20 protein-coding genes and 1 pseudogene are annotated in these 20,807 nt (G+C 59.4%); 1 reads left to right on the forward strand and 20 read right to left on the reverse strand.

Going from position 1 to position 20,807, the window contains the following annotated elements; all coding sequences use genetic code 11:
* The 8 genes and pseudogenes from ACI2JR_RS10250 to ACI2JR_RS10285 all read right to left on the reverse strand — a co-directional run bounded on the left by ACI2JR_RS10250 (position 1) and on the right by ACI2JR_RS10285 (position 6,644).
* Positions 1 to 249 (reverse strand): DUF3343 domain-containing protein, encoded by a 249-nt coding sequence (locus ACI2JR_RS10250; RefSeq protein ID WP_132730049.1) that lies wholly within the window; start codon positions 247 to 249, stop codon positions 1 to 3.
* Complete coding sequence (gene yjiL / locus ACI2JR_RS10255) at positions 246 to 1,013, reverse strand: putative 2-hydroxyacyl-CoA dehydratase activator YjiL (protein WP_132730048.1); 768 nt, start codon at positions 1,011 to 1,013, stop codon at positions 246 to 248. The genes ACI2JR_RS10250 and yjiL overlap by 4 nt, the downstream gene beginning before the upstream one ends.
* 9 nt (positions 1,014 to 1,022) lie before the next feature.
* Positions 1,023 to 2,174 (reverse strand): annotated as a pseudogene (locus tag ACI2JR_RS10260) (double-cubane-cluster-containing anaerobic reductase).
* A gap of 97 nt (positions 2,175 to 2,271) precedes the next feature.
* A complete protein-coding gene (locus ACI2JR_RS10265; protein WP_132730046.1) occupies positions 2,272 to 2,511 on the reverse strand; it encodes a DUF2164 domain-containing protein in 240 nt (79 codons plus the stop codon).
* Between the two features lie 37 nt (positions 2,512 to 2,548).
* A complete protein-coding gene (mdtM, locus tag ACI2JR_RS10270) occupies positions 2,549 to 3,793 on the reverse strand; it encodes a multidrug efflux MFS transporter MdtM (protein ID WP_462478480.1) in 1,245 nt (414 codons plus the stop codon).
* Between the two features lie 56 nt (positions 3,794 to 3,849).
* On the reverse strand, positions 3,850 to 5,142 hold the full coding sequence (locus tag ACI2JR_RS10275) for a DUF445 domain-containing protein (protein WP_132730044.1): 1,293 nt from the start codon (positions 5,140 to 5,142) through the stop codon (positions 3,850 to 3,852).
* Entirely contained in the window at positions 5,135 to 5,797 is a 663-nt protein-coding gene (locus tag ACI2JR_RS10280) for a LysE family translocator (RefSeq protein ID WP_462478481.1), read from the reverse strand. The genes ACI2JR_RS10275 and ACI2JR_RS10280 overlap by 8 nt, the downstream gene beginning before the upstream one ends.
* A 46-nt stretch (positions 5,798 to 5,843) precedes the next feature.
* Positions 5,844 to 6,644 (reverse strand): AraC family transcriptional regulator, encoded by an 801-nt coding sequence (locus ACI2JR_RS10285; RefSeq protein WP_462478482.1) that lies wholly within the window; start codon positions 6,642 to 6,644, stop codon positions 5,844 to 5,846.
* A gap of 214 nt (positions 6,645 to 6,858) precedes the next feature.
* Between ACI2JR_RS10285 and ACI2JR_RS10290 the strand changes: the two genes are divergently transcribed.
* Positions 6,859 to 8,229, forward strand: coding sequence for an NAD-dependent succinate-semialdehyde dehydrogenase (locus ACI2JR_RS10290; RefSeq protein WP_462478483.1), 1,371 nt, complete (start codon positions 6,859 to 6,861; stop codon positions 8,227 to 8,229).
* Positions 8,230 to 8,292: 63 nt separating this feature from the next.
* On the opposite strand, the gene ACI2JR_RS10295 is transcribed toward ACI2JR_RS10290, so the two are convergent.
* The 12 genes from ACI2JR_RS10295 to hpaD all read right to left on the reverse strand — a co-directional run bounded on the left by ACI2JR_RS10295 (position 8,293) and on the right by hpaD (position 20,797).
* Positions 8,293 to 8,838: a YfaZ family outer membrane protein gene (locus ACI2JR_RS10295; RefSeq protein ID WP_462478484.1), complete on the reverse strand. Its 546-nt coding sequence runs from the start codon at positions 8,836 to 8,838 to the stop codon at positions 8,293 to 8,295.
* Positions 8,839 to 9,318: 480 nt separating this feature from the next.
* A complete protein-coding gene (gene yjiA / locus ACI2JR_RS10300) occupies positions 9,319 to 10,275 on the reverse strand; it encodes a GTPase (protein ID WP_132730040.1) in 957 nt (318 codons plus the stop codon).
* Positions 10,276 to 10,286: 11 nt separating this feature from the next.
* Complete coding sequence (locus ACI2JR_RS10305) at positions 10,287 to 10,490, reverse strand: YbdD/YjiX family protein (protein WP_132730039.1); 204 nt, start codon at positions 10,488 to 10,490, stop codon at positions 10,287 to 10,289.
* A gap of 95 nt (positions 10,491 to 10,585) precedes the next feature.
* On the reverse strand, positions 10,586 to 12,736 hold the full coding sequence (locus ACI2JR_RS10310) for a carbon starvation CstA family protein (RefSeq protein ID WP_132730038.1): 2,151 nt from the start codon (positions 12,734 to 12,736) through the stop codon (positions 10,586 to 10,588).
* A 290-nt stretch (positions 12,737 to 13,026) separates the two neighbouring features.
* Positions 13,027 to 13,539, reverse strand: coding sequence for a 4-hydroxyphenylacetate 3-monooxygenase reductase subunit (locus tag ACI2JR_RS10315; protein ID WP_132730037.1), 513 nt, complete (start codon positions 13,537 to 13,539; stop codon positions 13,027 to 13,029).
* Positions 13,540 to 13,558: 19 nt separating this feature from the next.
* Positions 13,559 to 15,121, reverse strand: a complete 1,563-nt coding sequence (hpaB, locus tag ACI2JR_RS10320) for a 4-hydroxyphenylacetate 3-monooxygenase, oxygenase component (protein WP_462478485.1) — start codon at positions 15,119 to 15,121, stop codon at positions 13,559 to 13,561.
* Between the two features lie 336 nt (positions 15,122 to 15,457).
* Positions 15,458 to 16,348: a 4-hydroxyphenylacetate catabolism regulatory protein HpaA gene (hpaA, locus tag ACI2JR_RS10325; RefSeq protein WP_132730035.1), complete on the reverse strand. Its 891-nt coding sequence runs from the start codon at positions 16,346 to 16,348 to the stop codon at positions 15,458 to 15,460.
* A gap of 9 nt (positions 16,349 to 16,357) precedes the next feature.
* The gene (hpaX, locus tag ACI2JR_RS10330; RefSeq protein ID WP_132730034.1) at positions 16,358 to 17,716 is read right to left on the reverse strand and encodes a 4-hydroxyphenylacetate permease; all 1,359 of its coding nucleotides are present in this window, start codon (positions 17,714 to 17,716) and stop codon (positions 16,358 to 16,360) included.
* 176 nt (positions 17,717 to 17,892) lie between these two features.
* Positions 17,893 to 18,690 carry a 4-hydroxy-2-oxoheptanedioate aldolase gene (gene hpaI / locus ACI2JR_RS10335; RefSeq protein ID WP_462478518.1) on the reverse strand — a complete coding sequence of 266 codons (798 nt, stop codon included), beginning with the start codon at positions 18,688 to 18,690 and terminating at the stop codon, positions 17,893 to 17,895.
* A gap of 10 nt (positions 18,691 to 18,700) precedes the next feature.
* Positions 18,701 to 19,504 carry a 2-oxo-hept-4-ene-1,7-dioate hydratase gene (hpaH, locus tag ACI2JR_RS10340; RefSeq protein WP_132730033.1) on the reverse strand — a complete coding sequence of 268 codons (804 nt, stop codon included), beginning with the start codon at positions 19,502 to 19,504 and terminating at the stop codon, positions 18,701 to 18,703.
* A gap of 45 nt (positions 19,505 to 19,549) precedes the next feature.
* Complete coding sequence (locus ACI2JR_RS10345; RefSeq protein ID WP_132730032.1) at positions 19,550 to 19,930, reverse strand: 5-carboxymethyl-2-hydroxymuconate Delta-isomerase; 381 nt, start codon at positions 19,928 to 19,930, stop codon at positions 19,550 to 19,552.
* A 9-nt stretch (positions 19,931 to 19,939) separates the two neighbouring features.
* Positions 19,940 to 20,797 carry a 3,4-dihydroxyphenylacetate 2,3-dioxygenase gene (gene hpaD / locus ACI2JR_RS10350; RefSeq protein WP_132730031.1) on the reverse strand — a complete coding sequence of 286 codons (858 nt, stop codon included), beginning with the start codon at positions 20,795 to 20,797 and terminating at the stop codon, positions 19,940 to 19,942.
* Between the last annotated feature and the right edge of the window lie 10 nt (positions 20,798 to 20,807).

The raw sequence follows: 20,807 nt of genomic DNA on the forward strand, positions 1-20,807 counted from the left end.
TCAGGCTGGCCAGCTTGAGGCGCAGCGCCACTGCCCATCGGCATAGCGGTAAATCGCCGCCGTTTCCCCGGGGGTCACCCAGCGCTGCTCTTCTCCCGGTAGACAGCGCAGATAAATGCACAGCCCGCAGCCGCTGCGCAGCTGGCGCGGGATATCCTTGACCTGAAAGGAGAGTCCCGCCGCCTGCAGGGCTTTACGCATCCGCACCACCCCTACCGTTGAATGAAATAAAAACAGATACGTCGTCATTCTCGTCGCCTCTGGCGTTGGCCGATCAGCGCCGCGCCGATGGCCCCGGCAAACTGGGCGTCCGGATGCCTGTGCACCACCATGCCGACGTGACGTTCCAGCATAGCGGCGAACGTCGCGCAGCGGCTGACGCCGCCGGTAAACAGCAGTGGCCCCTGCGCCGGCAGCCGACCGATGAAGTGGGCGCTGCGCCGGGCCATGGCGTTAACCACCCCGGCCAGAATAGCCTCCGGTGGTACCCCCGCCGATCGCAGGCTGATCACTTCGGATTCGGCGAAGACCGTGCACATGCTGGTGATGGCGTGCGGCGTAACGCCCTCGGTGATAGCATCCAGCCGCTCTACGCTGGCACCAAGCGTGCGCGCAATCACCTCAAGAAAGCGCCCGGTGCCCGCCGCGCATTTGTCGTTCATCAGGAAGTCGCTGAGATTGCCGTGCTCATCGAGCTGGATCACCTTGCTGTCCTGGCCGCCGATATCAATCACCGTGCGGGTTGCCGGAGCCAGCAGGCGGGCGCCAAGCCCGTGGCAGGAAATCTCCGTCACCTGCTTATCGGCAAAATCCACCAGCTGGCGGCCATAGCCGGTTAAGGTCAAAAACGGCCGGGATGCCAGCCCGGCGCTGAGGGTTTCCCGGGCTTCGACAATCGCGTCGGCGGGGCGGAACGGCGTCGGGCACAGAAAGCGCCGCTGGATGATGCCATCCGCCAGCAGGATGCCCTTCGTCGCCGTGGAACCTGAATCAATACCTAGCGTAAAAACCACGACTCTTCCTTACAGCATTTCAATAAACGCCGCGACGCGGGTGTTGAGCTGACCGATATCGGCCGTCGAATAGTCGGTTTCAATCGCCATATAGGGGATGTGGTGGTGCTGGCGGACGTGGCGCTTAATCGTCAGCGACTCCACCGCATAGGTGTGGCAGGCCTGTAAAATCACATCCACCACGCCATCCGCCTGCTACTCTTCGACCATCTGGCTCAGCAGGGTTAAACGCTGGTCGTTCGGCGAAATGCAGGAACAGCCGATGGCGAGGTATTTGTCGGTCAATGCGTCGTAGACGTCGCCGCTCTCTGCCACGCAGCGTTCGGTGGCCTTCGCGCCGGTGCAGTTCTCATAACCGACCACCCAGCCGCCGTTCTCTTCGATGGCGCGGACCACCTTTTCCGCCGCGCCGCCGATCGGGCAGCCGGTGATCAGAATACGCGGGCGGGCCGCCAGCCGGGTGCCTGCCTGCCATTCATGACGTACGCGATCGGCCATCTCGTTCAGCTCGGCGATCAGCGCTTCTTTGTCAAAACGGAAGGTCGCGCCGTAGACCACTTTTAAGATGTCGCTGCCGCTGAGCGCGGGAGGATTAAGCTGGCCCACGCGATAGAAATTGGCCAGCGCCCGGCGCTCGCGGTTCTTCAGCACGATCGCCTCGCGCAGCGCCGCCTCGCTGATTGGGGTAGCGAAACGGGCTTCCAGCGCCTGCTGTAAACGCAGAATCTCCGCTTTCCATAGCGCTCGCGAGGCGGGATCGCTGGCGCTGTTCGGCAGTTGCATCACGTGGACCGCTTTAAACTCTGCCATGTACTCGTACATTTTCTTTTTGCCATCGCAGGTGGTTTCGCCGACCACCAGGTCGGAAAAGTAGAAGTAGGGACATTTGTCCGTTTTGCCAAAGCCGTAGCTGCTTTTAATCAACGGGCAGAGGTTGCGCGGCAGCTCTTTCTCCGCCTGATCGATGGTTTCATCGGAGGTAGAACACAGCGAGACGACCACCGCGCCAGCCGCCATGGCAAGCTCCTGCGGCATAAAGGTGCAGTAGGTGCCCACCAGCGGAATGTTGTGCTCTTTGAGTTCCATCACGGTGAGGAAGCCCTTCTGGCGAGCTTCGGAGAACTGATCGAAAATGGCGGGTAGATCGGTGATAAGCGACATGGTTTTCCTTCCCCGTACACGGGAGATGATGCAAGAATCTGCATTATAACCATTCCATAAGTGTGTGTTTATTGATCTCCTGCGGGCGTTGACCGACCTAATAGACTTTTTTCAAATCCATCTCTTCCTGAATCCGCTCGCTCCAGGCGAGATGGGTCCGGATGGCCTCTTCGATGCCGGCGTTGTAAAACAGCGGCCCCAGCTCTTTGGCGATAAAGTCGACAAAAAACTCGGCGTCGAACTGCTCCAGCTCGAGGTCGAAATGGGTTTCACAGTATGTGCTTAGCTTCTCGCGTAGCAGGTCGCGCTGCGCCGGGCTGAGTTCAATATCGCTCATCTTTGCTCTTTCTCTGTGGGGTTATACGCTAAGTTTATCAGGATTGCCGGGCTTCGATGGCCGCTTCTGAACGTTGGCGCAGATTGTGTAGTAACCCGTCCAGGCAGCAGGAGGCCGCGATCCCGGCGACCACCGCCAGCATGTGGAACGGCAATCTGCCGCCGTGAAACCATAGCCAGCGCGCCCCCTCAATGGCCAGCGCGCTGACGCTGAGGATCACTATATTCAGCGACGCGGAGACGGTGCCTTTCGGCAGATCGTTGGAAAACAGGGTAAAGCGGAACAGCGTCGGGAAAATCAGCCCGATGCCGAAAGAGTAGAAGCAGGTCCCCAGCACCGACCATAGCCAAACGTGCGGCCACGCCAGGTTGCCGAAAATCAGCAGCGCCAGCCCGATGGCCTGGAGGGGCAGCGCGCTCAGGACGAAGCGCGGGCGCGTGGGGTCCTGCACCCAGCGCGCTACTGACAGGTTGGCGATAATCACCGCGCTGAAGACCGGCACCTGGACCCAGGCGAATTCGCCGCTGCTGAGCCCGCCGTCATCCATTAAGATAACCGGCGAGACCGCCACCCAGCTCATCAGCGGGATATAGCTCAGCGAGAGCGTGGCGGCGCCGGACAAAAAGATCCGGTCGCGAAAGACGTCGCGGAAGTCACGAACCACGCTACCGGCGCTGAAGGGCACGTCGCCGCGGCGCACCGTTTCCGGCATGTTCAGCAGCAGCCCCAGCCAGGCGATAAACCCCATCGCGGCGATAATCCCGAACAGCGCTTTCCAGTGGACGAAGTGCATCAGCGCCGCGCCGGAAAGCGGGCCGACGATCGGCGCCACCAGGACGATCGAGGTGATCACCGCCATCAGCTTAATCGATCTTTTCTCATCAAAGGCCTCCTGCACGGTGACGTAGCCGACCGTGGCGATGAAACAGATGCTGGTGCCCTGAACGAAGCGCGCGACGAGGAACTGCGTCATGGAGGTGGTCAACATCGTCGCGAGACAGGCGAGGGTGAAGAGCAGCGCTCCGGCAAGCAGTACCGGCCGACGGCCGATACGGTCTGAGAGCGGTCCCAGCAGCCACTGCAGGGCCATACCGCCGGCCATATACAGGCTGACCGAGGCCGGCGCCAGCGCCACGTCGGCGTTGAAATCGCGCACCACGTGGATGATCCCGGGCTGGATAAGGTCGGTGGTCAGATAGGCGGCAAAATCATAGAGAATCAACGCCATGGGAAAGACAAGCGTAGCGGAATGACGAGCAAATAGTCGCGATATCCATCGCATAGTCTGCCCCTCCTTATCGGGTATTTATCGCCGGAAGCGTTGTGATGCTACCATTTTCAGCCAATCTTAAGATGCAGCAGCGTCGGAATTTGCGATAACAGCCACAGCAGCAGGCCGATGCTGCCGCCGACCAGAGTGCCGTTGATGCGGATAAACTGCAGGTCTTTACCGATGTTCAGTTCGATTTGCCGCGACATATCCCGCGCGTCCCAGCTTTTAACCGTATCGCTGATATGGCGGGTCAGGAAGGCGGCAAACTCCGGCGCCACCCGGTGGGCCGCCTGCTCAAGGTGCTCGTTCAGCGACTCGCGCAGCGCATCATCATGGAGCAAGGTCTCGCCAAACCACTGTCCGGCGTCGGCAATACGCTGTTTAATCCGCGAATCATCGTGGGTGACGTCGTTTTTAATCCACGTCCGCAGGTCGGCCCACACCTCGCCAAGGTAGCGGTTGAAGGTTTCATCGTTTTTCAGATACGCCTTCATGTTCTCCGCTTTTTCGGCCAGCAGCGGATCGGATTTCAGGCTGTCGATCAGTTTTAGGGTTGCGCGATCGAACGCCTGGCGGATCTGATGGCTGCGATCCTGGGTCACCTCGTCGAGCAGGGTATTGACCGCGTCGGTGACCATATCGGCGCTGTGCTCGCCCAGCCATTCGGTGGGCAGGATTTTGGCCTTCAGCGGGTGTTCGGTCTCCAGCCAGCGGACAATCCCGCGGGCGATGAACGCGCGTGAGCTATCGCGCTGCAACAGGGCGATCAGCTGGGTAATCAGCGAGTCCAGCAGCTTCTGGTGGCGATTGTTGCGGGTTAATCCCTCCAGCATCATGGCGCTGGTCTGCGTCAGGTCGACCTTATCAATCGCCTTGTGTACCGCCCGGCGCAGCAGGCGCTGAATGCGGGCGTCGTCGGTGAGCTCGAGAAAGCCGCTCATCACCTGCAGCAGATGGTGACCCACCCGCTGGGCGTTGGCCGGCTGGCTGAACCAGTTGCCGAGCATCAGCGCGGGTTCATAGCGGCGGATGAGCGCCACCAGCGAGGGGGTGTCGAGGAATTTCTCCTGCACGAAATAGCCGAGATTATCGGCGATCCGGTCTTTATTACGGGGAATAATCGCCGTATGCCGGGAGATAAACGGCAGCGGAATACGGCGAAACAACGCCACCACCGCGAACCAGTCGGCCAGCGCGCCGACCATCGCCGCTTCGGAAATGGCCTTCAGCGCGCTGACCCATGGCGTCGGCGGCAGCAGCAGGGTGGTGATAAAGATGGCGACTGCAATCAGCAGTAGCGACAGCGCCAGCAGTTTGGCGCGTTTCAGTTCAGCGAGTTTTTCCATAGGCTTAAGCATATAACCTGACGGCGGACTCGTGCAAAAACTGCCACACGATCCACAGGCCGAATCCCATTAGCACCGCCCCCGCCGCCCGCTCAACGCGCCAGACCATACCGGAGAGGCGGCGCTGAACCGGGGCAAGCGCGATCAGCGAGACCAGCAACAGATCCCATACCAGCACCACGCTGACCATCCAGATGCCGCAGGTTGCCTGCTGCAGCAGGGTAACGTCGGGGCCGAGCAGCGAAGTCATCAGCGCCAGATAAAACAGCGCGTTTTTCGGATTGAGCAACGAAGAGCCGAGCCCCAGCAGCAGCTGTTTAGCCAGCCCGGGCCGTGCGCCAGGGGTTGTGTGCCAGTCCAGCGCCGACGGGCGACTTTGCAGCAGCCGACTGCCAATCCACAGCAGATACGCCGCCCCCAGCAGCTCGACCAGGGTAAACAGCAGCGGCGCCTGGCGCAGCACGCCCCAGCCGATAATCGCCAGCAGGATGTACAGCCCGTTGCCGGCGGCAATCCCGAGACACAGGCCGCCGCTGCCGCGCAGGCGATAGCGGATGGCGTAGCCAATCAGTAAAAAGAAATCCGGCCCGGGACTGAGCAGGGCGACGAAGTGGGAAAGCGCCAGCGCCGGGAAAGCGGGTGGAAAAAGCGGGGAAAACATGTCCATAGCGACCTCTGAAGTAACCTGAAGTCAGGCTACGGCAGCCGGAGCGCTAATTATTGTCTGATATTGATCGGCCAAGCGCGTACTGGCGCGGCGTGGCGGCGGTATAGCTGACGAAGGTTTTATGGAAGTGGCTCTGGTCGGCAAAACCCGCCTGGTAGCCGACATCGGCAATCTCATCCCCGGCGCGCAGGCGCGTTTTGGCGAATTCTATACGCGCCATATTCATGAAGCTGGCGGGGGTCAGGCCGGTGTCCTGCTTAAAGGTGCGAATCAGCGTCTCTTTACGCAGGGCGAACTCGTGGGCCAGCGCGTCGAGCGAGGGGGGCGCCAGCAGGTCCGCCGCCAGGCGCTGGTAGAGCTGGGAGCTGATGGCGCGCAGAGGCGTTTCCGCGGCGGCCTGCAGCGGCAGCGCCTGAAGTAACTGCGCCACCCTGGCTGGCAGATCGGCCGTTTGCTGCTGCGCCATTAACGCCACAATCTGCTGATATTGCGCGAAAAGTTGGCGATGGCGAATCACCGGCTGCGCCACGGTCAGCTGCGCATGGCGAGGCATCTGCGGCAGCTGCTGCAGGCACCAGCTCATATCGAGGTAGAGCATATGGTAGCTTCGCGGCTGCCCGCTGCGCGGCATTTGCGCCGGGATGACAATCAGATCGCCCGGCTGCAGGAGATACCCCTGCCCGTCGCAAACACAGCAGGTTTCTCCAGCGACAATGGCCCCCAGCGACAGCTGCGGGTGACGGTGTCGTTTATAGGGCTGGCGGCTTTGCCAGGTGCTGCGCAGCTCCAGCCAGGGGAGAGTTTCATCGCGCCAGAAGGTCTGCGGGATATCACGCGTGCGGCTCACGGCCTGCTCCTTTGCTGAGGGGATAGTTGGGTTTTATAACACGCCCGTCCGGGCCTGTCTGCGGGATGAGGCGCGCGCCGTCGGCGGCGACCCCCAGTACGGAATCCTCCGTATATACCTAACTTTACCCGCATGCTTAGCTATCTCTACTACCCTTAATAGCCTGAGTAGTATTTATGACTACATGATTAGCGATAACAAGGAGACATACGATATGGCTTACCAGACGGTGAATCCTGCAAATAATCAGTTGATTAAAGAGTACGCCCCGCACAGCGATGCGGACGTGGAAGCGGCGCTGCAACGGGCGGATGCGCTCTACCATTCCGCCTGGTCGAAGGGCGATATCGGACAGCGCTTACCGATCCTGCACAAGCTGGCGGATCTGATCGACAGCCGGGCCGAAGAGCTGGCGAAAATTGCCAGCCAGGAGATGGGGAAACTGATTGCGCAAAGCCGCGGCGAGGTGAAACTCTGCGCGCAAATCGCTCGCTACTACGCCGATAACGCGCGACAGTTTCTCGCTCCGGTGAAGTATCAATCTGACCTCGGCGAAGCCTGGGTTGAGCACCATCCCATCGGCGTGCTGATGGCGGTGGAGCCGTGGAACTTCCCTTACTATCAGCTGATGCGGGTACTGGCGCCGAATCTGGCAGCGGGTAATCCGGTGATCGCCAAACATGCCAGCATCGTTCCGCACTGCGCAGAGACCTTTGCCCATCTGGTGCGCGAGGCGGGGGCACCGGAAGGCGCGTGGACCAATCTGTTTATCTCCCAGGATCAGGTGGCGAAGATTATCGCCGACGATCGCGTCCAGGGCGCGGCGCTGACCGGCTCTGAAAAAGCGGGGAGCGTGGTGGCGGCGCAGGCGGCGAAGCACCTCAAAAAATCGACCCTTGAGCTGGGTGGGAACGACGTGTTCATCGTGCTGGATGATGCCAGCCTCGAAAAGGCGGTGAAAACCGGCATGCAGGCGCGACTGAACAACGCCGGGCAGGTCTGCACCGCCGCCAAGCGTTTTATCCTGCATGAGAAAATCGCCGATACCTTCCTCAGCCAATTTACCGAGGCGTTTAAGCAGGTGAAAATGGGCGATCCGCTGGACGAAAGCACTACTCTCGGGCCGCTGTCTTCTAAAGACGCGCTCGCGACGCTGGCTACACAGGTCAACGAGGCGGTGAAAAACGGTGCGAAGCTGCACTTCGGCGGCAAAGCGGCGCAGGGGGAGGGCAACTTCTTTGAACCGACCATTCTGACCGGCATCACGCGCGAAAACCCGGCATACTTTGAGGAGTTCTTCGGCCCGGTGGCGCAAATCTACGTGGTGAAGGACGACGACGAGGCGGTGAAACTGGCGAACGATTCGCACTATGGTCTCGGCGGGGCGATCTTCAGCCAGGATATCGAACGGGCGAAGCGGATGGCGTCGCGGATCGAAACCGGGATGGTCTATATCAACTGGCTGACCGATACCGCGCCGGAGCTGCCGTTCGGCGGCGTGAAGCGCTCCGGTTTTGGCCGCGAGCTGTCGGATCTGGGGATTAAAGAGTTTGTGAACCAGAAGCTGGTAGTCATTCGCCGGTAAGCTCAGAACGCTAAAAGAAAAAACCTGCCACCCGGCAGGTTTTTTTTACTGTTATCGAGGTTGTCAGAAGGTGACCCCACCGCCAATATAGGCGCCGTCAATCAGGGTGTGGTTCGGACGACCGTCTTTCCCGTCGACGCTCACGTGAGCGTAGCCTACTTTCAGCGTCACCGGGGTAATCGGAGTCCAGCTCACGCCGCCGTTGGCTTCAACGTAGTTTTTCACGCTGTTGTTCAGGCCTTCGGGCGCGGCATAACCTTCACCGAATACGTGGATGCTGTCGGTCAGCGCAACGTTAACGCCGCCGCCGATTGGGAACGCCACGCCGTTATCGCCTTTTTTCGGCCCAAGGTAGATGGCTTTCGCGCCGGCATTCAGCATTACCGGGCCAACTTCCAGGTTATAACCCGCGCCAACGCCGCCGGTCTGGGTACCGTCGTCGGTATTTTTGAGCCAGTTGCTTTCGGCATAAAGACCGGAGGAGGATTTACCCAGTTCCATATTGAGGTTGGTAAAGTTTTTCCCCTGCTCGACGGTAAAGCCCATCGCCATTGCGGAGCCGGAAACCGCGGTCAGCGCAGAAAGGATAAGGATATTGAGCTTTTTCATGGTTTATGCCTCGTCATCAAATTAATCTGAGGACACCCTAACAGGTGATATTTACGACTGCAAATTTGATGTAGGTCGAGGTTTTATGCCGGAACTGTTATTAAAACGCTCTTTTGATGTTGTGAATTGGTTACCTTGTCGCAGCGTCAATGATTAACGTTTTGCCGTTTAGGGTAAGTTTAATTTTTTGCCTAAACAGCAATTGAACGGGGCGGGATATATTGATTGGAGCTGAACTTATTCGCTTTCTAATAATTTCCGAAAATGTTTCTATAGTAACAAGCAAAAACTTAAACTTACATTTCTGTGATTAAAAATGACTCTAATGCCTTAAGAGAAACGCTCGAATTGCGCTATGAAGCGATCGTCTGAAAGTACACCGGAGGAAACGTTATCTCTCGTGATACATGGAAGGAACGATATAGCGCCTGATGCCTTCGCTTTGTCCCTCTCCCCCAGGAAGAGGGAACGTTCGAACCGTTACTTCCGCAATCCGGCGAACGCCGCGCGGATCTCCTCTTCCGGCAGGTTAATGCCGATAAACACCAGCGTGCTGTGCGGGGCCTCGTCGCCCCACGGGCGGTCCCAGTCGGCGCTGTATAAGCGCTGGACGCCCTGGAACAGCAGGCGGTTCGGTTCGCCGTCGATCCACAGCATTCCTTTGTAGCGCATCAGCTGCCCGGCGAATGAGAGCAGCAGGTTTTCCATGACCCGCGACACCTCGCTGATATCGACCGGGTAATCCAGCTCGACCACGATAGACGAGACGTCGTTTTGCCGATCGGCGATAAAGTGAAAGCGCGGTTTATCAGTGACCACGTTCTCTTCCAGCATAAAGCCGCTGGTATTAAACAGCTGGCTCAGGTCGATATCGCCGTGGACGACGGTATACACCGGCGCCCGGGCGTTGATGCGCGCCAGCCGTCCGCGCAGCGCCTCGCTGTTGCCGGCGACGTCGGTTTTGGTCAGCAGGATACGGTCGGCATAGCCCACCTGCGACTGGGCGATGGTGAACTGGTTCATCTGCTGGTCGGCGTGAACCGCATCCACCAACGCAATCACGCCGTCCAGCAGATAGCGTTCGCAGAGAATCTCATGGGAGAAAAAGGTCTGAATAATCGGGCCGGGGTCGGCCATGCCGGTGCACTCAATCACCAGCCGGTCGAAAGCAATGTCGCCGCGATCGCGGCTGTCGAGCAGATCGAGCAGGGCGTCTTCCAGCTCGTTGGAGCGGGTGCAGCAGATGCAGCCGTTGGTCAGGGTTTTGATCTGCGTGGCGCGGTCGCCAATCAGCTTATCGTCAACGGAGACTTCGCCAAATTCGTTTTCGATGACGGCAATTTTAAAACCGTGCTGCTCATTGAGAATATGGCGCAGCAGGGTGGTTTTGCCTGCGCCAAGAAAACCGGTCAACAGAGTGACTGCAATCGGTGCCATGTTTGCCTCCATTAACAGCAGCGTACGCCGCCTTTACCGTCGCCGCCGTAGCGGGCCTGCTGGCGTTCGCGGAAAAATTCGTTATAGGTCATGTACGGCTTATCCGGATGGTTGGTCTGCATATGCTCGACGTAATTGTCGTAGTCCGGAATGCCAATCAGCATCTTCGCCGCCTGACCCAGGTACTTTTTAGCCTGACCTAAGTTACCAAACATGACGCGTTCCTGATATGTGTTGAGCCCGCCGATCGGGTTATTTGGGCGGCCATTCACTGACAAGCCCCGCCGAAGCGGGGCTGAACAGGAACGGATTAATGATGTGACGAGGTCTTCACGCCGCCTTCCGGCACCGGCACATACGGGGTCTCTTTATCGGTACGTACTGTATTATTACGGACTTTGAGCCACGTTTTGATGCCGTAGAAGATGATGCTGTAGACCACCACCAGGAACAGAATACTCAGTCCGGCGTTGGTGTAGTTGTTCACCACAATATGGTTCATGTTGGCAATCTGCTGCGCGCTCAGCTCGCCACCGGCGGCAATCTTCTCTTTGTACTGCTGAGCCATAAAGAAGAAGCCTTCCATCTGCGGGTTGGTGCTGAACAGTTTCAGACCCAGCGCCCAGGTGGTGCACAGCAGCAGCCATGCGGCCGGGATCACCGTGACCCAGATGTATTTGGTGCGCTGCATTTTGACCAGCACCACGGTGCCCAGCACCAGCGCCACGGCAGCCAGCATCTGGTTAGAGATACCGAACAGCGGCCACAGGCTCTTCACGCCGCCCAGCGGGTCGACCACCCCTTGATACAGCAGGTAGCCCCACAGGCCGACGCAGCCCGCGGTACCAATCACCCCGGCCACCAGCGAGTCGGTTTTCTTCAGGAACGGCACGAAGTTACCCAGCAGATCCTGGAGCATAAAGCGACCGGCGCGGGTACCGGCATCCAGCGCGGTGAGGATAAACAGCGCTTCAAACAGAATACCGAAGTGGTACCAGAAGCCCATATCCGCCATCGGGATGATTTTGTGGAACACGTGAGCGATACCGACGGCCAGCGTCGGCGCGCCGCCCGCGCGGTTCAGTACCGAGGGTTCACCGATGTCTTTCGCGGTTTGCAGGATCTGTTCAGGCGAAATCACGAAGCCCCAGGAACTGACGGTCGCCGCCGCATGGACGGTCACGTCCTTCAACTGGGCGGCAATCATCGCGGCGTTTTCTCCGCCCATTTCGTGCAGGTTCGGCATCACAATGCCCAGACCGGCCGGCGGGGTGTTCATCGCGAAGTAGAGGCCCGGTTCAATGATAGAAGCTGCGACCAGCGCCATCACCGCCACGAAGGACTCCATCAGCATCGCACCATAGCCGATAAAGCGGGCGTCGGTTTCGTTCGCCAGCAGCTTCGGCGTGGTACCGGAGGCGATCAGCGCGTGGAAGCCTGATACCGCGCCACAGGCGATAGTGATAAACAGGAACGGGAACAGCGCGCCTTTCCACAGCGGGCCGGTACCGTCGATGTACTGGGTGACCGCCGGCATTTTCAGATCCGGGTTGAGGATCACGATGCCCAGCGCCAGGCCGACGATAACGCCGATTTTCAGGAAGGTCGCCAGATAGTCGCGCGGCGCCAGAATCAGCCACACCGGCAGCAGCGCGGAGATAAACGCATAGCCGATCAGGGTAAAGGTGATGGTGGTGTCTTTAAAGGTCAGCGCCGGGCCCCAGTACGGGTCGTGGGCAATGACGCCGCCGAAGTAAATAGAAGCCACCAGCAGCACGATGCCGATAACCGACACTTCACCCACGCGGCCGGGGCGCAGGAAGCGCATGTAGATCCCCATAAACAGCGCAATCGGCACGGTCGAACAGACGGTGAAGACGCCCCACGGGCTTTCCGCCAGCGCTTTCACCACGATCAGCGCCAGTACCGCGAGGATGATGATCATAATCAGGAAGCAGCCGAACAGGGCGATAGAACCCGGTATCGGCCCCATCTCTTCTTTGATCATTTCACCCAGCGAAGAACCGTTACGGCGCGAGGAGATAAACAGCACCATAAAGTCCTGCACCGCGCCGGCCAGCACCACCCCCGCCAGCAGCCACAGGGTGCCGGGAAGATAGCCCATCTGCGCCGCCAGCACCGGGCCGACCAGCGGACCTGCGCCGGCAATGGCGGCAAAGTGGTGGCCGAACAGCACGTAGCGGTTGGTCGGGACGTAGTTCAGGCCGTCGTTGTTAATGACCGCCGGCGTCGCACGGGTGGGGTCGAGCTTCATCACCTTCTGGGCGATGTACAGGCTGTAGTAGCGATAGGCCACCAGATAAACGGAAACCGACGCGACCACGATCCACAGGGCACTGACGTGCTCACCGCGGCGTAGGGCGACGACCGAGAGGCAAAATGCCCCGATGATTCCAAGAATCACCCAGGGTATGTGCTTGAATAGCTTTTTAGTATCCATAGTAAACCTGGTTTTTAGATGAATAATTGGCCGAAACCGTCTGGTGTTGAATAAGGTTTGAGGAGGTATTGATTGCTCTGTCAGGAGGAATTTTGCCAGAACCTCGGCTGCGTAAAGTTGGGTAAATCGGCGAGTGGTTGTATGTGGGGTTAAGCGGTCACCTGGCGGGATAAGCGGTTGGACAGGAAATGAACAGTGGGGAAACATGTGATTGAGATCACAAGAATTTTTTATTAGCTCTTTTCCTCCCCCGTCGGGAGAGGAAAGAGAGAAGAGCGGGTCAGAGAGAATTACATCGCCGCTTCCATTTCCACCATTACCGGATGGAAACGGCGTTTAAAGTAAATCAGTCCGTGGCCTTCCTGACTCAGGGTGATGTTCTTGATCTCAACCAGATAGACCAGGTGGCTGCCGATGGTCTGGACCTGGCTAATTGCGCCTTCAAGGCTTGCCAGCGCCCCTTTCAGCAGCGGCTGCCCCAGCGCACCGTCCTGCCAGCAGGAGAGGCTGAAACGGTCTTCCATGGCCATTCCGGTCATGCCGGCGAAGTGGCGCGCCATCACTTCCTGTTCGTGGTTCAGCACGTTGATGCACAGCTGGCCGTTGCCCTGAAATACCGGGTTCATCGCGCTGTTGGCGTTGATACACACCATCACCGACGGCGGTGTATCGGTAACCGAGCATACCGCCGTCGCGGTGATGCCGCAGCGCCCGGCGTCGCCCGCGGTGGTGACAACGTTAACCGCAGCCGACAGGCTGGACATGGCATCGCGAAAACGCAGACGTTGTTCATCTAATTGCATTGTGACCTCCCGCTGCGAGCTACTTCAGCAGCTTATCCAACATATTGATATCAGCGTTGCTGTGCAGATGTGGCACAGTCCAGCCGTTCTGGTCGTACTCGGACAGGCAGCGGTCGACCATCGCCATCATTTTGTCCATGTTGCCGGAGCTTTGCGCCTGGCGCAGGCACTGCAGGCGGATCTCATCCTGGCTGCCGGAGTAGTTGATTTCGTACAGTTCATGGCGGCCGCCGAATTCGCTACCGATGGCATCCCACATCAGTTTGAGGATCTTGATGCGCTCGACGTGATCCATGCCGTTCGATCCGCGCACGTACTTCGCCAGGTACTGGTCGATCTGCGGGTTGTTCAGATCGCGAGCGCTGGAAGGCAGGTAGATCAGGCCACTGGTGACGTTGCGTTCGATGATGTTTTTGATTTTGGCGTAGGCCATCGGCGCCATCACGCGGTAGGTTTGCAGCGCGGCGTGATCCGGCAGCCAGGCGCCATTGACCCACGGGGTGGCTTCAGAACACATCGAGTCGCTCAGCGCCCAGAACATATTGCGCCACGCCACCACTTCGCCGAGGTCGGCCTGCACGCCGCGGAATTCCAGCGTACCGGTGCACTCCAGCGAGCGCTTGAGCAGGGCGGTGATAAAATCGAGCTTTACCGCCAGGCGGACGCAGGCCTGCAGCGGATACATGCGGGCAAAGCCGCCTTCCATCGTCCAGCGGCGGCAGCGATCGAAATCGCGATAGATCAGCACGTTTTCCCACGGGATCAGCACGTTATCCATCACCAGGATCGCGTCGTTTTCGTCAAAGCGGCTGGAGAGCGGATAGTCGTAGGGCGATCCGGTGGCGCCGGCGACCATTTCATAAGAGGCGCGGGAGATAAGCTTGACGCCTTCGGCATCCATCGGCGCGACGAACATCAGGGCGAAGTCGGGGTTTTCCCCCATCACCTGGGCGGATCCAAACCCGATCATGTTGTAGTGGGTTAGCGCCGAGTTGGTGGCGACCACTTTCGCGCCGCTGACCACGATCCCGGCATCGGTCTCTTTCTCCAGCTTGATGTAAACGTCTTTCACTTCGTCGGCCGGTTTATGGCGGTCGATCGGCGGGTTGACGATGGCGTGGTTGAAGTACAGGCCGGTTTCCTGAATCCGGGTGTACCAGTTACGGGCGTTCTGTTCGAACTGGCCGTAAAAGGCCGGGTTCGCGCCCAGCGCGCAGCCGAAGGCGGCTTTGTAATCCGGGGTGCGGCCCATCCAGCCGTAGCTCAGGCGCGACCATGCGGCGATGGCATCGCGCTGCTGGCGCAGGTCGTCGGCGCTTTTCGCCACGCGGAAGAATTTATGCGTATAGCCGCCGCTGCCGGTATCGGTGTTCCAGCACAGGGCGTCCTGCATTTCCGGTTTGTGCAGCGCATCGTACAGTTGGCCCACCGAGGCGGCGGCGTTGCGGAAGGCCGGGTGGGTGGTGACGTCTTTGACACGCTCACCGTAGATATAAATTTCACGGCCGTCCTGCAGGCTCTTCAGGTACTCTTCACCGGTTAACGGGCGTTTTGCGTCTGCGCGGAAATCTTCAGGTTTCATAGGGGCCTCTTCAGTATTTATCGGAATATCCCGTCCTGCTTCGGGCCGCCGGGAGGGCGGCGTGGGCGAAGTTGCCAGGGCATCAATGTTAAATTTATGTTTTGTTTTTGTTGTTCAATTGAAGCGGTTAACGCGGCTTCCGTGAAGAGACTTTTAGGTCAACGGCAGGTACTTTTCAGGCGCTGGACGATTCTGTGATCCGGACGGCTTTTTGCCCACCGGGACGCGACAACTCCCCGGCGGCGCGGCGCTTACCGGGGCCGCAGACGGGTACGTGACGCTAGCCCGGATAGGGCGGTACGCCGCTATCCGGGAGATTTCCCGCTCGCCGGACCTTCAGGAGACCGGCACCTTTTGCGTGCGAAACGCGCTCGGCGAACAGCCCACTAAGCGGTTAAAAAAGCGCGCGAAATAGGCCGGGTCTTTAAACCCTAACTGCCAGGCGATTTCATTGACCGCGCTGTCGGAAAACAGCAGCAGCCGTTTGGCCTCGCGCAGCTGACGGTCGAAGATCAGCCGCTTCGGCGGCCGGTTAGCGAAACGACGGCAAATATCGGTCAGCCGCGATTCGGTGACATGCAGCTCGCCGGCGTAGTCCGGTACCGCCCAGTGCTGGTGGTAGTGAGCGTCGATCATCTGGTTGAAGCGCTGAAACAGTTTCAATTCACCGCGCATCCCGCTGGCGGCGTGGTCATCAAGCTTCGCGTTACGTAAAAGCAGGGTGAACACCGCCTGCGCCAACAGGGCCAGGGTGTGCTCGCGCCCCGGTAGCTGCGCGGTCGACTCGCGTTTAATTAACTGCCAGTAGTGCGTCAGCGCCCTCAGCTCATCGGGCTTGTCCGCCAGCGACAGGCACATTCCCGGCAGGCCGAAGGCTTCCCGCGTGCCGGGGTAGAGCACCTCCAGCAGCGGCCAGATCAGATCCTCGCGTACGGTCAGCACGTGCCCGTCGCTGTCGGAGCCGGTGATAAAGGCGTGCGGCACCGACGGCGGCGTCAGGACAAACAGCGGCGCTTGCACCGAGTAGCGGTGATCGTCGAGCTGCAGCTCGATCTGTCCGGTATCGAGAAAGTGCATCTGAAAGTACTGGTCGTGGCGATGCGCCTGCATATCGCGGCCAAAAAAGGCCGCCATGCGGGCAAACGACTGATAGTGCACCTCCTCGGTCCCCAGACTCTCATCATAATCTTTGTTGATATCGATATTGGCGATTGAGGCCTGGCACATGGGCGCTCCTTAATGACTTTTCTGCGCGGCAAGTCCTGCCGCCGCCGAGGCGTCTTCCCGCGAGCTCATCGGGATCCGGGTCAGCACCAGCGCGCCGACGATCAGCAACCCGGCGACGAACCACAGTCCGGAGCTAAAGCTGCCGGTGGTATCGCGCAGAATACCGATCAGCAGCGGACTGACGGCGGATCCGATATTGCCGATCGCGTTGATCACCGCCAGCGCCACCGCCCGCGACTGCAGGCTGATCACCCGATCCGGGGTGGTCCAGAAAATCGCCATCGCGGTAAAGGATCCGACGGAAGCCATGATAATGCCGATCAGTTGGATCAGGCTGTGGTGAGTGGCGGAGGCCAGCAGCCAGCCCGCGGCAGCGAACAAATACGGCAGGATGGTGTGCATCTTGCGCTCCTTGCGCCGGTCGGAGCGCCGGCTCCACCAGATCATCCCGAAGATGGTACAGAACTGCGGGATCGCCGCCAGCAGGCCGATCATGATATTGCTGCTGCCGGTGTTGAAGCTTTGCAGGATCTGCGGCGTCCAGATGTTAATGGCGCTCAGGGTATTGGTCAGGCAGAAATAGGCGAGGGTGTACATCAGTACCGCCGGGGTCAGCACCTCCCGCAGGGTGGAACGCGCCGAGGTTGGAAGGATGGCGGCGTTTTCCCGCTCGCGTTCGATCATCGATTTCAACGCCTGCTTCTCCTCTTGATCCAGCCAGCTGGCCTGATCCGGGGTATCGTTGAGGAAGAACCAGGTCACCACCCCGAGCACCACTGACGGCAGCCCTTCCAGCAGGAACAGCCACTGCCAGCCTTTCAGGTTCCACAGACCGTCGAGCGCCAGAATGTAGCCGGAAAGGAGTGAGCCAATCATCATGGTCACTGGCATCGCTATCATAAACAGGGCGTTAGCGCGGGCGCGATAGTAGGCCGGGAACCACCAGGTCAGATAGACCAGTATCCCCGGCAGAAAGCCGGCTTCGGCGATGCCGACCAGCATCCGCAGGATGTAGAGAGTATGCGGATTGCTGGCGAACATGGTGCAGGTCGAAGCGATCCCCCAGACCACCATGATCCCGGCGATCCAGCGGCGGGCGCCGACCTTTGCCAGCATGATGTTGCTGGGGATGCCACACATGACGTAGGTGACGTAAAACAGCGTCGCCGCCAGGCCAAACATGGTGGAGGTCAGGCCGAGATCTTTGCCCATCGTCAGACCGGCGAAGCCGATATTAATGCGGTCCAAAAATGAGAAAACAAAGAGAACAAACAGGAACGTGATGAGTCGACGGAACAGCTTTTTGATCACCCGCTGTTCGGTTGCAGCGGTTTTATTATCATTATTTTGCAGGGTTGAGGTCGTCATGATGCACTCCACGAATACGCGTCATACTTCAGAGTGGCATGGGCGCGGGCGGCGGATTACCCGCTCCTGGAATCCTGCCCCGGCCATGCGTGATAGCGACGGCGGGGAGGTCAGAAAGGCGTCCTGCCTCTCTCTGCCATGTCGCTACAATCCGAACTACTTCGGGTATGGAACGTTTAATAAACGGATTTATCGCTGCTGATTAACGACGCGATACTGTCGGTAAAGCGCGCCGCCAGCGCTTCCGCGCTGCGGGCCAGCAGGGTGGTATCCACGCCAACGGCGACGAACAGCGCACCGAGCTCGAGATAGCGTTTTGCCAGCGGTTCATTGGCCATCAGAATGCCCGGCGCTTTCCCCGCCTGGCGAATCTGCACGATGGCGCTTTCAATCGCCGCCTGCACTTCCGGGTGCTGCGGGTTGCCGCCGAAACCCATATCGGCGCTGAGATCCGCCGGGCCGATAAACACACCGTCGATGCCTTCGACGTCGAGAATGTGCGGCAGATTTTTCAACGCCTCGCGGGTTTCAATCTGCACCAGCACGCACATGGCATCGTTCGCCTGATGGATATAGTCCGGGAGGCGATTCCAGCGTGAAGCGCGGGCCAGGGCGCTGCCGACGCCGCGAATACCGGCCGGCGGATAGCGGGTGGCTTTCACCGCCAGCCGCGCCTCCTCGGCGTTTTGCACCATCGGCACCAGCAGGGTTTGCGCGCCGATGTCCAGCAGCTGCTTGATCTGCACCGGGTCGTTCCATGAGGGGCGCACCACCGGCTGGCTGGGATAGGGTGCGATGGCCTGGAGCTGGGTCAGCACGGTCTGCACGTTGTTCGGCGCGTGTTCGCCGTCGATCAGCAGCCAGTCAAACCCGGCTCCGGCCAGCAGTTCAGCGCTGTAGCTGCTGCACAGCCCCAGCCATAGCCCGATTTGCGGGCGTCCGGCCTGCAGCGCCGCTTTAAAGGTATTGTCCATCATCCTCTCCTTACACAAAGCGGCAGCTGATTGCGCCCATATTGCCGTAATCGACGTGGAAGGTGTCGCCTTTGCGCGCCGCGACCGGACGGGTAAACGAACCGCCGAGAATAATCTGCCCGGCTTCCAGCTGCACGTCGTACGGCGCCAGCTTATTCGCCAGCCAGGCGACGCCGTTTGCCGGGTGATTCAGCACGCCGGCGGCGACGCCGGTCTCTTCGATCACGCCGTTGCGATACAGCAGCGCCGAGATCCAGCGTAGATCCAGCTCGTCGGGCTTGATCGGCCGGCCGCCGAGGATCACCCCGGCGTTAGCGGCGTTATCAGAGATGGTGTCGAACACTTTGCGTGGACGTTGCGTTTGTGGATCGATGTTATGGCAGCGGGCGTCGATCAGCTCCAGCGCCGGGATCACATAGTCGGTGGCGTTGTAGACGTCGAACAGGGTGCAGTTCGGGCCGCGCAGCGGTTTCGCCAGTACGAAAGCCAGCTCCACTTCAATGCGCGGCACGATAAAGCGGTCGGTGGGAATATCACTGCCGTCGTGAAAAAACATATCGTCGAGCAGTGCGCCGTAGTCCGGCTCGCTAATTTGCGAGCTGGCCTGCATCGCTTTGGAGGTCAGGCCGATCTTATGGCCTTTGAGTACCCGGCCTTCGGCGATCTTCAGATCGACCCACTCGCGCTGAACGGCGTAGGCATCCTCAATGGTGATCGCGGGATAATCCAGCGAGATGGCGCGGATCTGCTCCCGCTGCTTTTCGGCTTGGTTCAGCCGTTGGGCGATCAGGGTTCGGGTCTGTTTATCGAGCATAGTGGCTTCCTGTAACCTCGTTCGGTGTCGCGGCGCCGGGTGGCGCTATTTGAATAACGCATGGACGTTGTTCTGTTTGTAGTTCAGCGTCGGGTGCAGTTCTTCAATCGCAAATGACAGCGCCAGATAGCGGCTCTCCATCAGGGCGGCGAAGTGGGCTTTGATCAGCCCGAACAGCATTTCGCCTACCTCCTGGCGGCTTTCCAGGCTGCGCCCGCTGCCGATTTTCAGCGTCATATGCACGAAAGCGTAATCCTGCTGGCCGTCGGCCATCTGCCAGCTGTCAAGCCAGATGGCGCGGCTACGGATGCCAGCCATCGGGAAGATGCCGGTGGCGGCCAGCGCCTGGTTAATCCGGGCGAACAGGCCCGGTAAATCAGCCTGCTCGCGGATGTTGTCGGTACACTCAGCGATAAAATGCGGCATAGCGACCCCTTACGCCTGAGCCGGCAGCGGGAAGACGGCGTTGACCTGGCCGGTACCGGAGCTGGCGAACAGGTCGGTGATAAACTCGACCTTGCCGTCGTATTTATCCCAGCCGAGCACGCCGAGCAGCATCACCGTATCGTGCATATTGCCTTCGCCGTAGCAGTAGTCGGCGTACTCCGGCAGCATGGTGCAAAACTCTTTGAACTTGCCCTCGCGCCACAGCTTCACCACGCGTTCATCCATCTGATGGTCGAACTCGCGGGTATAGCTGTTCATCCCTTCTTCGGCGCGCTGGTCGTCGATGAAGCGGTGCGACAGCGAGCCGCTGGCGAACACCGCAACGGTACCGTCATATTTTGCAATCGCTTTGACGATGGCTTCGCCCAGCCTGCGGCTGTCGGCAAAATCGTGAACGGTGCAGAAAGCGGAGATCGACACCACTTTGAAATGCTTGTCGCTGTTCATGTAGCGCATCGGCACGAGGGTGCCGTATTCCAGCTTCAGGCTGGGGATATTGTGCGCCTTCGCGCGCACGCCCAGTTTGACCGCTTCGTCGGCAATCAGCTGGCCCAGCTCCGGGTTGCCGTCATAGTCGTAGGTCATATCGCGAATAAAGTGCGGCAGCTCGTTGCTGGTATAGACGCCTTTAAAATGGTCGGCGCAGTTAATGTGGTAGGCGCTGTTGACCAGCCAGTGGGTATCGAAAACGATAATGGTGTCGACGCCCATTTCACGGCACCGTTTGCCAATTTCTTTATGCCCGTCGATGGCTGCCTGACGACAGCCGTGGTTTTTCCCCGGCAGTTCAGAGAGGTACATTGACGGCACGTGAGTGATTTTGGCGGCTAACGCTAATTTGCCCATCTTGTTCTCC

Source organism: Klebsiella sp. NPDC088457, from assembly GCF_044900465.1.
Lineage (GTDB): Bacteria > Pseudomonadota > Gammaproteobacteria > Enterobacterales > Enterobacteriaceae > Klebsiella.

What these genes read in the sequence shown, in the direction of transcription:
- ACI2JR_RS10250 (WP_132730049.1), bottom strand. Translation starts at nt 249, where the DNA reads ATGACGACGTATCTGTTTTTATTTCATTCAACGGTAGGGGTGGTGCGG.
- ACI2JR_RS10265 (WP_132730046.1), bottom strand. Translation starts at nt 2,511, where the DNA reads ATGAGCGATATTGAACTCAGCCCGGCGCAGCGCGACCTGCTACGCGAG.
- mdtM (WP_462478480.1), bottom strand. Translation starts at nt 3,793, where the DNA reads ATGCGATGGATATCGCGACTATTTGCTCGTCATTCCGCTACGCTTGTC.
- ACI2JR_RS10275 (WP_132730044.1), bottom strand. Translation starts at nt 5,142, where the DNA reads ATGCTTAAGCCTATGGAAAAACTCGCTGAACTGAAACGCGCCAAACTG.
- ACI2JR_RS10280 (WP_462478481.1), bottom strand. Translation starts at nt 5,797, where the DNA reads ATGGACATGTTTTCCCCGCTTTTTCCACCCGCTTTCCCGGCGCTGGCG.
- ACI2JR_RS10290 (WP_462478483.1), top strand. Translation starts at nt 6,859, where the DNA reads ATGGCTTACCAGACGGTGAATCCTGCAAATAATCAGTTGATTAAAGAG.
- ACI2JR_RS10295 (WP_462478484.1), bottom strand. Translation starts at nt 8,838, where the DNA reads ATGAAAAAGCTCAATATCCTTATCCTTTCTGCGCTGACCGCGGTTTCC.
- yjiA (WP_132730040.1), bottom strand. Translation starts at nt 10,275, where the DNA reads ATGGCACCGATTGCAGTCACTCTGTTGACCGGTTTTCTTGGCGCAGGC.
- ACI2JR_RS10305 (WP_132730039.1), bottom strand. Translation starts at nt 10,490, where the DNA reads ATGTTTGGTAACTTAGGTCAGGCTAAAAAGTACCTGGGTCAGGCGGCG.
- ACI2JR_RS10310 (WP_132730038.1), bottom strand. Translation starts at nt 12,736, where the DNA reads ATGGATACTAAAAAGCTATTCAAGCACATACCCTGGGTGATTCTTGGA.
- ACI2JR_RS10315 (WP_132730037.1), bottom strand. Translation starts at nt 13,539, where the DNA reads ATGCAATTAGATGAACAACGTCTGCGTTTTCGCGATGCCATGTCCAGC.
- hpaB (WP_462478485.1), bottom strand. Translation starts at nt 15,121, where the DNA reads ATGAAACCTGAAGATTTCCGCGCAGACGCAAAACGCCCGTTAACCGGT.
- hpaA (WP_132730035.1), bottom strand. Translation starts at nt 16,348, where the DNA reads ATGTGCCAGGCCTCAATCGCCAATATCGATATCAACAAAGATTATGAT.
- hpaX (WP_132730034.1), bottom strand. Translation starts at nt 17,716, where the DNA reads ATGACGACCTCAACCCTGCAAAATAATGATAATAAAACCGCTGCAACC.
- hpaI (WP_462478518.1), bottom strand. Translation starts at nt 18,690, where the DNA reads ATGGACAATACCTTTAAAGCGGCGCTGCAGGCCGGACGCCCGCAAATC.
- hpaH (WP_132730033.1), bottom strand. Translation starts at nt 19,504, where the DNA reads ATGCTCGATAAACAGACCCGAACCCTGATCGCCCAACGGCTGAACCAA.
- ACI2JR_RS10345 (WP_132730032.1), bottom strand. Translation starts at nt 19,930, where the DNA reads ATGCCGCATTTTATCGCTGAGTGTACCGACAACATCCGCGAGCAGGCT.
- hpaD (WP_132730031.1), bottom strand. Translation starts at nt 20,797, where the DNA reads ATGGGCAAATTAGCGTTAGCCGCCAAAATCACTCACGTGCCGTCAATG.